Origin of the sequence: Pantoea pleuroti (assembly GCF_014156615.1) — a bacterium.
Lineage (GTDB): Bacteria > Pseudomonadota > Gammaproteobacteria > Enterobacterales > Enterobacteriaceae > Pantoea > Pantoea agglomerans.
Map to the genome: position 1 here is coordinate 119,199 of NZ_SBFD01000008.1, position 12,956 is coordinate 132,154.

Here is a 12,956-nt window from a genome sequence, read left to right on the forward strand (position 1 = left end):
CAAATTATGACGAGTTGTGAGCAAGATGAATAAAAACCCCCGCAGTACAGGCGGTGCCGGGCAGATTCGCATCATTGGTGGCCAGTGGCGCGGACGCAAATTACCGGTGCCGGACAGCGCCGGACTGCGCCCGACCACCGATCGGGTACGTGAGACGCTGTTTAACTGGCTGGCCCCGGTGCTGCCAGAGGCGCGCTGCCTCGACTGCTTTGCCGGTAGCGGCGCATTAGGACTGGAAGCCCTGTCGCGTTACGCGGGATCGGCGACGCTGCTGGAGCTGGAACGTCCGGTGGCGCAGCAGCTGACAAAAAATCTGCAGACGTTGCGCGCCAGTAATGGCACCGTGATTCAGACCAATGCGTTAAACTGGCTGGCACAACCAGGTGAACCGTTCGATGTAGTGTTTATCGATCCGCCGTTTCGTCAGGGATTGCTGGAACAGACATTACAGTTGCTGGAGCAGAATCACTGGCTGGCCGACCAGGCGCTGATTTACGTTGAAAGTGAAGTGGAAAATGGCGCACCGCCGGTGCCGCCAGAGTGGGATCTTTATCGCGAGAAAATAGCCGGACAAGTGGCTTATCGTTTGTATCAACGTCAACAGGAGACGCAGGATGTTACTTAATTTGGGGCGTCTGTTGATGCTATGCGTGTGGGGATTTTTACTGGCTAACCTGATTCATCCCTACCCGAAACCGCTGACTTATTTTATCAACGTTGCGCTGATTTTCATGATCCTGATGCATGGCCTGCAGCTGGTGTTACTGCGCACCACGCAGACCAAAGATGCGCCACCGATTGACCGCGTCACCCAGGCCAAAGTGTTTCTGTTCGGGGTGTTCGAACTGGTCGCCTGGCAGAAGAAAAACTTCCCACGCAAGAAATAATTCCAGGCGGGCGCAATGCCCGCCGGTTACTGCCGGGGTGTGAAGCTGATAAAGCGCGTGCCCTGCATCTTCAGCTCGCCTCTGGCGCCCTTGTCCAGCTGATGATATTCCGCCTCTTTAAGCTGCACTTTGATGTCGCTGGCGCCGTTCAGCGGGTGAAACAGCACCTCGTAGCGCATCTCTTCCCCGGCGATCACTTCCCGCTGCCGTGAACGGCGATTGGGTGCAGGAAATTCACGTTTGGTTCTGACCTCAGCCTGCAGAGAACGCTCGGGTGAAGCGTCATTCACCGCCACTTCCCGGCGCTGCTTAATGAACTGACGGGTCGCCAGCACGGCGATAATCGCCAGAACGATGATAAAGATTAGCGGCGGTTTGCTCATAGCGCTCTCATGCCTGCAGGATGATTAATCAGGCGGCAAAGCATACAACCAGAGTTGCCTGATTGTCACATCTCAGAGGCTTAACCTAAACTGGAAGGGATATTTTGGGATCTTTCACCATTTTGAACAAAAAAGGGAGAAACAATGCTCTGGTCTTTCCTCGCTGTACTTTTCTCCGGCTGGCTCTATGTCGACGCCACCTATCGCGGCCCGCAATGGCAACGCTGGTTATTTAAGCCGGTCACGCTGCTGCTGCTTGTCGGGCTGGCCTGGCAGGCACCGGTGCTGCAGACTACGGACTACCTGATTCTGGCCGGTCTGGTGGCGACGCTGGTTGGTGATGCGTTAACGCTGCTGCCGCGTCAGCAGATGCTCTATGCCATCGGGGCTTTCTTCCTGTCGCACCTGCTTTATACCCTCTGCTTCGCCGCCAGCATGACCATGACCTTCTTCTGGCCGATTCCGCTGACGCTGCTCATCATCGGTGCCGCCCTGATTGGCATCATCTGGAGCCGACTGGAAGATCTGCGCTGGCCTGTCTGCACCTTTATCGGCATGACGCTGGTGATGACCTGGATAGCGACCGAGCAGTACTTCTTCCGCCCGACCGATTACAGCTTCTCGATCATGGTGGGTGCCGGTCTGCTGCTGCTGGCCAACGCCGTCTGGTTTATTTCACACTATCGTCGCCGCTTTTCCGCCGACAGCGCGATTGTCGCCGCCTGCTACTTTGCCGGTCACTTTATGATCGTGCGCTCATTGTGGGTCGTCTGAGAAAATAGCCTTGACTCTGGAGTTCACTCCAGAGTGTAGGATAAAGGATGGGCTGCGTTGCTCATCCCACTATTCTTACACTCTGGAGGTCATATGCATCAACATCACGCCTGTGGCTGCGGTAAACCCCGTGCCAGTCACGCCGCAGCAAAACCGCTGTGCCAGGTTCGCCAGGCCCGCCCCCTCTCCCTTTCTATCCACGCCGCGACGCCTGTACCTGCGGAGACGGCAGGCTGTTGCTGTGACAGTAACTGCAGCCCTGGCAACGACGCCGACGCCGCTGAGGAAAGTGACCGGCGAGGCGCCGACAGTTATCCCTTTAGCTGGCAGGTCAGCGGGATGGATTGCCCGTCGTGTGCCCGCACCATTGAAACCGCTGTCCGTCAGGTAAGTGGCGTGACCGACGCCCGTGTGTTGTTCAGCAGCGAGAAACTGGTGGTCAACGCTGACCAGGATGTACAAAACGCCGTTGAACAGGCGGTGAAAAAAGCCGGCTTCCAGCTCGCAACCCCATCAGCCACGTCGGCCACATCCCCCGCTACGCCGGGCTGGCAGCATAACCGGATGCTGATTTTGCTGGCGCTGCTGGTGCTTGCCAGTAGCATTCTCAGCCAGTTCTCGCCCGCCTGGGGCGATCGGCTGTTTGTGCTGACCACGCTGGTCGGCCTGGTCCCGGTGGCGCGCGGCGCCTGGCAGCGTCTGCGCAGCGGATCGCCTTTTACTATTGAGACATTAATGACGCTGGCGTCAGCTGGAGCACTGATTATTGGCGCACACGCTGAAGCCGCGATGGTGCTGGTGCTGTTTCAGCTGGGCGAACAGCTGGAAAGCTATGCCGCCTCCAGGGCGCGCAGCGGCGTAACCAGCCTGATGGCGTTGCGGCCTGAATCGGCGATTCGCCTTGAACAGGGCAAACGTACTGAGGTACCACTCGCAGCGCTGCAACCCGGCGATGTGATTGAAGTCGCGGCGGGCAGTCGCTTGCCGGTCGATGGCAGCTTAATCAGTCCGCTTGCCAGTTTCGATGAGAGCGCGCTAACCGGTGAATCACTGCCGGTAACGCGGGCCAGCGGCGAAAAAATTCTCGCCGGTGCCACCAGCGTTGATCGACTGGTGATGCTGGAAGTGGTGTCGAAGCCGGGTGAAAGCGCGATCGACCGTATCCTGCAACTGATTGAAGAAGCGGAAACGCATCGTGCGCCGGTCGAACGCTTTATCGACCAGTTCAGCCGTATTTACACGCCGCTGGTCATGCTGCTCTCTGTGCTGGTGATGGTGGTACCGCCCCTGCTCGGCGCAGGCGACTGGCAGCCGTGGATCTACAAAGGGCTGACACTGCTGTTGATTGGCTGCCCCTGTGCACTGGTGATCTCCACGCCTGCAGCCATTACCTCCGGGCTGGCTGCGGCGGCGCGACAGGGCGCACTGATCAAAGGCGGTGCGGCGCTGGAGCGGCTGAGTTCGGTGCGCAGAATGGCGTTTGATAAAACCGGTACTCTGACGCTGGGCAAGCCACAGCTGACGCAGATCCTGCGGTTTGGCACGACCAGCGAGTCAGAGATGCTGGCGCTGAGCGCCGCTGCAGAACAGGGTGCCACCCATCCGCTGGCCAGCGCTATCGTGGCGGCCGCGCAGGCGCGTTATCTGGTGATTCCTGACGCGCAGGATCAGCAGGTGCAGGCGGGACGCGGCATCAGCGCGAAAGTCGCTGGCCAGCAGATTCAGCTGCTGACGCCCGGCCATGCGCCCGGTCTGACGCCGCAGCAAAATGCGCAGATAGCGCAACAGGAAGCTGAAGGTGAAACTCTGGTGGTGCTGATGCGCGATGGCGAAGCGCTGGGTGCGCTGGCTCTGCGCGATCAGCTGCGCGACGATGCCGTCGATGCGTTAAAGGCGCTGAAAAAGCTGGGTATTGAGAGCCTGATGCTGACCGGCGACAATCCGCGCGCTGCGGCGACCATTGCCCGCCAGCTGGATATTGATTATCGCGCCAGTCTGCTGCCCGCCGATAAAGTCGCGGCGATCCGTGAACTGAGTCAGCAACAGCCGCTGGCGATGGTCGGGGATGGCATTAACGACGCGCCAGCAATGAAAGCGGCAACGCTGGGCATTGCTATGGGCAGCGGCACCGATGTGGCGCTGGAAGCGGCCGATGCTGCCCTGACGCGTAATCAGCTCAGCAATCTGGCTCCGATGATTGCGCTGGCACGCCGGACTCGGCGCATCATCCGTCAGAATATCGGTATTGCGCTGGGGCTGAAGGCGATTTTCCTGGTTACAACCCTGCTGGGTCTGACCGGACTCTGGCTGGCGGTGCTGGCGGATTCGGGTGCGACCGCGCTGGTCACCGCCAACGCGCTGAGGTTACTGCGTCGCCGCGCCTGAGCAGGCGGCTTCTGATCAGAAGAGTGAAGTTAACGGCGGCCTGTACGGCTGTCGTTAACCCGCCATGCCTTTGCGGATCAGAAACTGATAGGGCAGCGTGTCGGTTTGCTGCGCCAGCAAGCCATGTTCCATAAAGCGGCAGAAGCCGGGAATATCGCGCGTGGTGGCCGGATCATCGGCGATGATCAGCAACGTCTCGCCATCCTGCAAGCTGCGTACGGTTTTGCGCACCATCATCACCGGCTCCGGGCAACGCAGGCCACGGGCATCCAGCTGATGGTCGGCAGAGGAAAAAGCATCGCTCATAATCAACTCGGTTCAGGTAAGGGGCGCTCATTCTAGCGCGTGCTGGCGGTGAAGCAAGGCGATAACGATTGCGCTAAAATTAACCATTGCATAAAAAGCACAACGCGGTAAGATGCCGCCGCTTTTTGCTCATAAAACTGCCAGGCGCTGCCCGAACGGCGTCCCGCAATGGGTTCCCTCACCCCAACATTAAAAAGGTTGAATATGCTCGCATTTTCTTCGCGTCAGCGCATGCATGCGCTTTTCTGGTTATCGCTGTTTCACCTGCTGGTGATCACTTCAAGTAACTATCTGGTTCAGCTGCCCATTTCAGTGTTTGGCTTCCACACCACCTGGGGTGCATTCAGCTTCCCGTTTATCTTCCTGGCGACCGATCTCACCGTGCGTATTTTTGGCGCACCGCTGGCCCGACGCATTATTCTGGCCGTGATGATCCCGGCGCTGTTTATCTCTTACAGTGTCTCGGCGCTGTTCTATCAGGGTGAATGGCAGGGCTGGCAGGCACTGGAAGTGATGAATCTGTTTGTTGCCCGTATCGCCTGCGCCAGCTTTATGGCTTACGCGCTGGGTCAGATTCTCGACGTTCACGTGTTCAACCGTCTGCGTCGCCTGCCACAGTGGTGGATTGCGCCGGGCTGCGCCATGTTCCTGGGGAATATCAGCGATACGCTGGCCTTCTTCTTTATCGCCTTCTATAAAAGCCCCGATGCGTTTATGGCGCAGCACTGGGTTGAGATTGCCCTGGTGGATTACAGCTTCAAAGTGCTGATTTGCATGGTCTTCTTCCTGCCCGCCTACGGTGTGCTGCTCAACGCGGCGCTGAAGCGTATGGCTGAACGCCAGACCGCCCGCCAGGTAAATTTCGGCTAAGCGCCCATACGGTTTCCACTACTATCCGCTAAGATCTTCTGACAATCATCAGGTTGCGTTTGCAACCTGATTCCTGTTGTATTAATGCCTGACTGGAAACTTAAAAAGGGATTCTGATGCGCAACCTGGTGAAATATGTAGGAATGGGTTTACTGGTACTCGGCTTAGCGGCCTGTGACCAGAAGAAAGATGAAGCGGCGAATGACAACGGCGTCAGCGCCAGTCAGTCGGCGCAAACCGTCACGCTGATGGATGGCAAACTGAGCTTCTCGCTGCCACCAGGCATGTCCGATAAAAGCGGTAAACTGGGTTCGCAGACCACTAACATGCACGTTTATGCGGATGAAACCGGTGCCCGCGCAATTATTGTGATTGCCGGTGACCCGACCAATGATGGGCTGGATGTGCTGTCGCAGCGCATGGAACAGCAGCAGCGTAACCGCGATCCGCAGTTGCAGGTGGTGTCGAACAAATCTGTGACGCTGAAAGATCAGCCCGCGCAGCAGCTGGATACGGTGATTTCTGCCAACAACCAGACCTCATGGTCTTCAGTGGTTCTGGCGAAAGTGGATGGCAAACTGGTGACGCTGCAGATTACGCTGCCAGGTGATAATCAGCAGCAGGCGCAGAGCGATGCTGACAACATCGTGAAAAGCATTACGCTGAAGTAAACCAGACGGCTGGCTTCCCTGCACGGCGGGGAAGCCAGCCTTCGGTCAGAAGGGCTTTTTATAAACCTGCATTCTCGCGAATATATTTCCGCGCTTTCACCGCATATTCAAACGGATTGGCCAGTGCCGGATCCTGCTCCGCCTCAACCACCATCCAGCCTTTATAGCCGTAATCATCCAGGATTTTGAACACCGGTCTGAAGTCGATCACGCCATCGCCCGGTACGGTAAAGGTGCCCTTTTTCACTCCTTCCAGGAACGAGAGATGGTTCTCACGCACCTCGGCGACCACCTCATCACGCACATCCTTAAGATGAACGTGGAAGATGCGCGGCAGATATTTCTCCAGTACCGCCAGCATCTTCTGCTGGGAGCCTTCGGAGTAGTAGACGTGGCCGGTGTCATAGAGCAAACCGACCTGCTCGTCGGTCATCTCCATAAACCGGTCAATCTCTTCAGTGGTCTGAATACCGGTGCCCATGTGGTGATGCAGCGTCACGCGCATCCCCTTCTCCGCCGCGATGCGGGCCAGTTCGTTGTAGCCTTCCGCGGTTAACTGCCACTCTTCATCGCTGAAAATGGCTTTCTCTTCAAACACCGCAAGCCCGGTGCCCTGAATACTTTTACTCTGTTCAGAACAGCCAATCACCCGCGCGCCCATCGCATGCAGGAAGTTCATATGCTCGATGAACTGTTCGATGGTTTTCTGTTTGTCGCCGTTGGCGAAAAAGGTGCTGAACCAGGCGTTGCAGATCTCGATGCCGCGAATGTCGAGCATCGGTTTCAGGATCGCCGGATCGCGGGGATATTTGCTGCCCACTTCACTGCCGGTAAAGCCAGCCAGCGCCATCTCACTGACGGTCTGCTGGAAGGTATTCTCACTGCCGAGATCCGGCATGTCATCGTTGGTCCAGCCGATCGGGGCGATCGCCAGTTTTACATTCTCTTTGTTCATTATCTTATTCCCAGGCGGAGAGCGGCCATGCCGCATAGACAGCTAAATCAGTTATAGAAAGCAGGACGCGGCGGCATCTCTACCGGCTCAATCGCACCACTGTTCTGCGCTTTAATGCAGGCATCGGCGGCGACTGAGGCGGCAAAGCCATCCCAGGCAGAAGGACCGGTCAACTGGCCCGCTTTGATGTCGTTGATAAACGCCTGAAGCTCAACGTCATACGCCTCGATAAAGCGATCTTTCCAGTCCACCAGAATGGTGTTCGACAGGCGGGCCTCTTTGCGCAGCTGCACCGAAGAGGGCTCTGGCAAGCGGGCAATCCCCTCTTCACCCACCACTTCACACTGAATGTCATAGCCGTAAGCGCAGTTAACGAAGATCTCGACGTCAATGCGAACCCCTTTCTGGGTTTCGAATAGCACGATCTGCGGATCTTTCAGCTGACTGTGTGACTTCGAGGTGACGCGCGGGAAGACCACCTGCACCGTTTTATAGTCATCGTTTGTCAGCCAGCGCAGCACATCCAGCTCGTGGATCAGGGTGTTAGTGATCGCCATCGGCGTGGTGTAGTTCTCCGGCACGGTCGGGTTGCGGTGCGCGCAGTGCAGCATCAGCGGCTCACCGATATCGCCATCGGTGATCACTTTTTTCAGTGCACGATAGCCCGCATCGTAGGGACGCATAAAGCCGACCTGCACCAGGCGTTTACCCGCCTGAATCTCTGCATCCACGACCCGGCGGCAGCCCTCAGCGCTCATCGCCAGCGGCTTCTCACAGAACACCGGTTTACCGGCGGCAATCGCCGCTAAGGTGAACTCTTCATGGGTCGGATCCCATGAGGTGACCAGCACCGCATCAACATTCGGAGACTGAATCACGTCGTGTCCATTTTCGAATACCTCCGCCTCAATATTCAGGCGTTGCAGTGCGGCACGCGCGCCTTCGACATTAATGTCAGAGACGGCAACCACCTGTGCACCCTGCAGCACATGGCTGCAGCGGCGAATATGTTCCTGACCAATTGCACCTGTACCGATGACGCCAAGTTTCAAAGTCATAATTACACCTGTGTAGGGTTCGTACGGAGAAGAGCAAAACGGGCCGCGGCACGGCCCTGAAATTAATATTTTCGCGCCTGATCCAGATGGCTGTTGAGCTTGTCCGCCACCGCCTGAGAACGTTCGGTCTTCGAGGCCTGCGCCACGCCGACGTGCCACCAGCTGAAATATTTGTGGATCATGGTTTTTGGCAGCACTTTGATGTCGATAAGGGTGGAAACCGTCTGCGTGCGGGCATCTTCCAGCGCCGCCTTGAGCTGCTCCAGCGTGGTCACACGATAGGTTTTGCAGCCATAACCGGCGGCGATAGCGGCGAAATCGACCGGGATAAAGCCGCCGTCCAGCTTGCCGCCTTCCGCATTACGGAACCGGAACTCGGTGGTAAAGCTGTCCATGCCGTGTTCCATCTGCAGGTTATTAATGCAGCCGTTGGTCATGTTATCCAGCAGTACCACGTTGATCTTCGCCCCTTCCTGAATTGAGGTGACCAACTCTGAGTGCAGCATCATAAAGGAGCCATCACCGACCAGCGCATAGACCTCGCGCTGCGGCTGCGCCAGCTTCACACCCAGCGCGGCATTCACTTCATAACCCATGCAGGAGTAGCCATATTCAACGTGGTAGGCGTTGTAATCTTTGGTGCGCCAGACGCGCTGCAGGTCGCCCGGCAGACTGCCCGCCGCTGCCACTACCACTGCGTCTTTTGGCAGTTGCTCATTCAGGGTGCCGAGCACGCTGCTTTGTGTCAGCAGCGACTGGGTCAGGCGGTTAAACTCGGCGAACACCGCTTCGCGGTCGAGATGATCCGCAATCTCCGGCACAAAGTCGCCATCGTGATATTCCACCTGGTAGACACGCTGCGTCTCTTTCAGCAGCTGGCTCTGCGCCTGCTCAATCTGGTTGCCCCAGTCGTTACTGTAGTGCTGCGAGGCCAGCCCGGCGGTGAGCGCGGTCAGCCCTTCGCGGGCATCGGCCAGCAGCTGCACGCCATCGAGCTTGTAGCTGTCGAAGTTACTGACGTTGATGTTCAGGAAGCTGACATCGGTATGCTGGAAAATCCATTTCGACGCGGTAGTGAAGTCGGTGTAGCGGGTGCCGATGCCGATCACTAAATCGGCCTCTTTCGCCAGCAGGTTAGCCGCCAGACAGCCGGTTTCGCCCACGCCGCCGACATTCAGCGGATGGTCAGAGACCAGCGTGCCTTTGCCCGCCTGCGTCTCCGCAAAGGGAATCTGATAGCGCTCGGCAAACTGGCGCAGCGCCTCGCCCGCTTCGGAGTATTTCACTCCGCCGCCGCAGATAATCATCGGCTTGCGCTTACGGTTAATCAGCGTCAGGGCATCTGCCAGCTGCGCCGCCACCGGCAGGCGGCGATCCAGACGGTGCACCCGTTTCTGGAAGAAGTAGTCCGGGTAATCCCAGGCTTCGCCCTGCACATCCTGCGGCAGAGACAGCGTGACCGCGCCGGTTTCTGCCGGATCGGTCAGTACGCGCATGGCGTTGATACAGGCGGACATCAGCTGTTCCGGGCGGCTGACGCGATCCCAGTATTTGCTGACGGCGCGGAAGGCATCGTTGGTGCTGATGCTGAGATCGTAGCTCTGCTCAATCTGTTGCAGCACCGGATCGGGCTGGCGGGTGGCGAAGACATCGCCTGGCAGCAGCAGCAGAGGAATGCGGTTGGCGGTCGCGGTCGCCGCGGCGGTGATCATATTGGCCGCGCCAGGCCCCACAGATGAACTGCAGGCGATAATCTGGCGGCGCAGCGACTGGCGCGCAAAGCCGGTGGCAGCATGAGCCATGCCCTGCTCATTACGGCCCTGATAAACCACCAGATCGCCGCTATCCTGTTCCAGCGCCTGGCCCAGCCCCAGCACGTTGCCATGTCCGAAAATGGCGAAGATGCCTTTTACGAACTTCGTCTCAACGCCATCGACATCAATAAATTGATTATCAAGAAATTTAACCAGCGCCTGTGCCGTGGTCAGTCTGATAGTGCCCATATTCTTCCTTACATGCTGGTGGACCCCGACTTCCGCGACAGCACGCTAGGCGTTGTCATCGGCGGAAAAGGCGACCTGAATAACTGAAACGTGAGGCGATTATAAACAAATATATTTTTCATAAAACACGATTACAGAAGAAACATTTCATTTTGCGAGTGAGATCAAATTTAATGACGGCAACAGGTCTGGCGGGCGATTGCAGTGGGGAAATCTGGAACGTTTAACAGAGAGTGGTGCCTGATGAAAAAATTCATTTCAATGCAGCAGCTTGCCTGACTGGCGTGCGGATTCCTGCGATCCCCTTCACAACCCTGACATACCGCACATCACGCTGGCAGAGTTCGCGCAGGCGGGCGGCAATCAGGAGTTTTACCTGGTTCACAAAATTGCGATGGATATTTCATTTCGTATTGAATATGGAATTTTTATTCCTCATACTCCCCTCATAGCCAGTCAGACACCTACAGACCCGGAAGCAGAGCGAAACTGGTGTCGGTCTTTACGCCCGCCAGCGCTGCTAATCACAGAAGGAAACCACAGGTATGAGTACACAACAGAAACCGCTTGATGTGATTTGTATCGGGCGCATCGCCGTTGATTTTTATGGCCAGCAAATCGGGGCGCGACTGGAAGATGTCACCTCCTTTGCTAAATATCTGGGCGGCTCGTCGGGCAACGTCGCCTATGGCACCGCGATTCAGGGGCTGAAATCGGCGATGCTGGCACGGGTGGGAGATGAGCATAATGGTCGCTTTCTGCGTGAAGAGTTGCAGCGCGTAGGCTGTAACACCGATGCGCTAATCACCGATCCGCAGCGTCTGACCGGACTGGTGATCCTCGGCATTAAAGATGAAGAGACTTTTCCGCTGATTTTCTACCGCGATAACTGCGCCGATATGGGTCTGGTTCCGGACGATATCGATGAAGCCTTTATTACCTCTGCGCGCGCCGTGGCGGTTACCGGCACCCACTTATCCCATCCTCAGACCCGCGAAGCGGTGCTGAAAGCGCTGGATATCGCCCGCCGCAACGGCCTGCGCACGGCGCTGGATATCGATTATCGTCCGGTGTTGTGGGGACTGACCTCTCTGGGCGACGGTGAAACGCGTTTCATTGAGTCGTCACAGGTCACGCAGCAGTTACAGGAAGTGGTGCACTATTTCGATTTGATCGTCGGTACCGAAGAGGAGTTTCATATTGCCGGTGGCAGTACCGACACCCTGACCGCGCTGAAAAACGTGCGTCAGGCGAGTCAGGCGACGCTGGTCTGCAAACGCGGTCCGCTGGGTTGCGTGGTGTTTGAAGGTGAGATCCCGGATAGCTGGGAACAGACTGAGCTGCACACGGGCGTTCGCGTCGAGGTTCTCAACGTGCTGGGCGCGGGCGATGCCTTTATGTCTGGCCTGCTGCGCGGCTGGCTGAATGATGAGGGCTGGACTCAGGCGTGCCGTTACGCCAACGCCTGCGGAGCGCTGGTGGTATCACGCCACGGTTGTGCGCCCGCCATGCCAACCAAAGCAGAACTGGATGATTTCCTGAGTCGTGACAAAGAGGTGAAACGTCCCGATCTCGACAGCCGTCTGAACCACCTGCACCGCGTGACTACCCGCAAGCAGCAGTGGCCGGAGCTGAATGTCTTCGCCTTTGACCACCGCAAACAGCTGGCGGATATGGCGCAGGAAGCGGGCGTTGATGAGAGCCGCATTCCGGAACTGAAACTGCTGCTGCTGGAAGCTGCTCAGCAGGCTGCCAGAGAGGCAGGATTAGAGAATAAAAGCGGGATTCTGGCGGATACAACCTACGGTCAGAAGGCGCTGAACGCCATCACCGGTAAGAACTGGTGGATTGGCCGCCCGATTGAGCTGCCGAGCTCGCGTCCGCTGCGCCTGGAGCATGGCAACATCGGCTCGCAGCTGATCGACTGGCCTGCCGAACACGTGGTGAAATGTCTGGTCTTCTATCATCCGCATGACAGTGCTGAACTGCGTAAAGAGCAGGATGAGCTGGTGCTCGATGTCTGGAACGGCTGTAACAAAAGCGGTCATGAGCTGCTGCTGGAAGTGATTCTGCCCGACAACAACCCGGATAAGAACGAAGCGTATTACTTTGATATGTTGAGCCATTTCTACAGTCTGGGCATCCAGCCTGACTGGTGGAAACTGCCACCGCTGTCGGCGGAAAGCTGGCAGGCGATTAGCGGTCTGATTGAGCAGCAGGATCCCCACTGTCGCGGCATTCTGTTACTCGGTCTGGATGCGCCCGAAGAGAAGCTTAAAGCGGGCTTCGCCGCGGCGGCCAAAGCGCCCTGGGTGAAAGGTTTTGCGGTAGGCCGCACTATCTTTGGTCAGCCTTCCCGCCAGTGGTTACAGGGGGAGCTGGACGATCAGGCGTTGATTGAGACGGTTAAAGGCAACTATCTGCGACTGATTGAGTACTGGCGCGCTGCCCGCGCCTGATTTCCTGCTCTGCCAGAGGCTGTCTCAACCAGGATAGCCTCAGACTGCTGACTCATTCAAAGCAGGGTGAACGTTGCCGCAACGAATAAGCTCAATGCGCAGGTAACACGGTCAGAGGAGGAAAGCGTCCCGCGCCAGGGACAAAAACGCCGGGAGCGTTTTTGAACAACGCAACGCGTTGGCCCGGCTACGGGCGCACCTCAGG

12 protein-coding genes are annotated in these 12,956 nt (G+C 57.4%); 7 read left to right on the forward strand and 5 right to left on the reverse strand.

The genetic code is table 11. The features are described 5' to 3' along the window. The first annotated feature begins 25 nt into the window (after positions 1–25). Positions 26–625, forward strand: coding sequence for a 16S rRNA (guanine(966)-N(2))-methyltransferase (gene rsmD / locus EPG66_RS17910; RefSeq protein WP_010671526.1), 600 nt, complete (start codon positions 26–28; stop codon positions 623–625). Beyond that, on the forward strand, positions 615–887 hold the full coding sequence (locus tag EPG66_RS17915; RefSeq protein ID WP_031594235.1) for a DUF1145 family protein: 273 nt from the start codon (positions 615–617) through the stop codon (positions 885–887). The genes rsmD and EPG66_RS17915 overlap by 11 nt, the downstream gene beginning before the upstream one ends. A 26-nt stretch (positions 888–913) precedes the next feature. On the opposite strand, the gene EPG66_RS17920 is transcribed toward EPG66_RS17915, so the two are convergent. Continuing rightward, positions 914–1,270 (reverse strand): DUF2500 domain-containing protein, encoded by a 357-nt coding sequence (locus EPG66_RS17920; protein WP_010253324.1) that lies wholly within the window; start codon positions 1,268–1,270, stop codon positions 914–916. 144 nt (positions 1,271–1,414) lie between these two features. On the opposite strand from EPG66_RS17920, the gene EPG66_RS17925 reads away from it, so the two are divergent. Further along, the gene (locus tag EPG66_RS17925; RefSeq protein ID WP_109652986.1) at positions 1,415–2,044 is read left to right on the forward strand and encodes a lysoplasmalogenase; all 630 of its coding nucleotides are present in this window, start codon (positions 1,415–1,417) and stop codon (positions 2,042–2,044) included. Between the two features lie 93 nt (positions 2,045–2,137). Next, positions 2,138–4,429, forward strand: coding sequence for a zinc/cadmium/mercury/lead-transporting ATPase (locus tag EPG66_RS17930; protein ID WP_182687693.1), 2,292 nt, complete (start codon positions 2,138–2,140; stop codon positions 4,427–4,429). 54 nt (positions 4,430–4,483) lie between these two features. Here EPG66_RS17930 and tusA read toward each other — a convergent pair whose 3' ends face one another. Beyond that, the gene (gene tusA / locus EPG66_RS17935) at positions 4,484–4,735 is read right to left on the reverse strand and encodes a sulfurtransferase TusA (protein WP_010253330.1); all 252 of its coding nucleotides are present in this window, start codon (positions 4,733–4,735) and stop codon (positions 4,484–4,486) included. 204 nt (positions 4,736–4,939) lie between these two features. On the opposite strand from tusA, the gene EPG66_RS17940 reads away from it, so the two are divergent. Both EPG66_RS17940 and EPG66_RS17945 read left to right on the forward strand, forming a co-directional pair. After that, positions 4,940–5,605: a 7-cyano-7-deazaguanine/7-aminomethyl-7-deazaguanine transporter gene (locus tag EPG66_RS17940; protein WP_031594232.1), complete on the forward strand. Its 666-nt coding sequence runs from the start codon at positions 4,940–4,942 to the stop codon at positions 5,603–5,605. Between the two features lie 116 nt (positions 5,606–5,721). Continuing rightward, positions 5,722–6,276, forward strand: a complete 555-nt coding sequence (locus EPG66_RS17945; protein WP_010253333.1) for a DcrB family lipoprotein — start codon at positions 5,722–5,724, stop codon at positions 6,274–6,276. A gap of 58 nt (positions 6,277–6,334) precedes the next feature. Here EPG66_RS17945 and iolE read toward each other — a convergent pair whose 3' ends face one another. From iolE to iolD, 3 genes are all read right to left on the reverse strand, one after another. Continuing rightward, positions 6,335–7,231 (reverse strand): myo-inosose-2 dehydratase, encoded by an 897-nt coding sequence (gene iolE, locus EPG66_RS17950; RefSeq protein WP_010253335.1) that lies wholly within the window; start codon positions 7,229–7,231, stop codon positions 6,335–6,337. Between the two features lie 47 nt (positions 7,232–7,278). Continuing rightward, a complete protein-coding gene (gene iolG / locus EPG66_RS17955) occupies positions 7,279–8,289 on the reverse strand; it encodes a bifunctional inositol 2-dehydrogenase/D-chiro-inositol 1-dehydrogenase (RefSeq protein WP_033780961.1) in 1,011 nt (336 codons plus the stop codon). 62 nt (positions 8,290–8,351) lie between these two features. Further along, positions 8,352–10,292: a 3D-(3,5/4)-trihydroxycyclohexane-1,2-dione acylhydrolase (decyclizing) gene (gene iolD / locus EPG66_RS17960; RefSeq protein ID WP_182687694.1), complete on the reverse strand. Its 1,941-nt coding sequence runs from the start codon at positions 10,290–10,292 to the stop codon at positions 8,352–8,354. Positions 10,293–10,837: 545 nt separating this feature from the next. On the opposite strand from iolD, the gene EPG66_RS17965 reads away from it, so the two are divergent. Continuing rightward, entirely contained in the window at positions 10,838–12,751 is a 1,914-nt protein-coding gene (locus tag EPG66_RS17965) for a bifunctional 5-dehydro-2-deoxygluconokinase/5-dehydro-2-deoxyphosphogluconate aldolase (protein WP_064704118.1), read from the forward strand. The last annotated feature ends 205 nt before the right edge of the window (positions 12,752–12,956 follow it).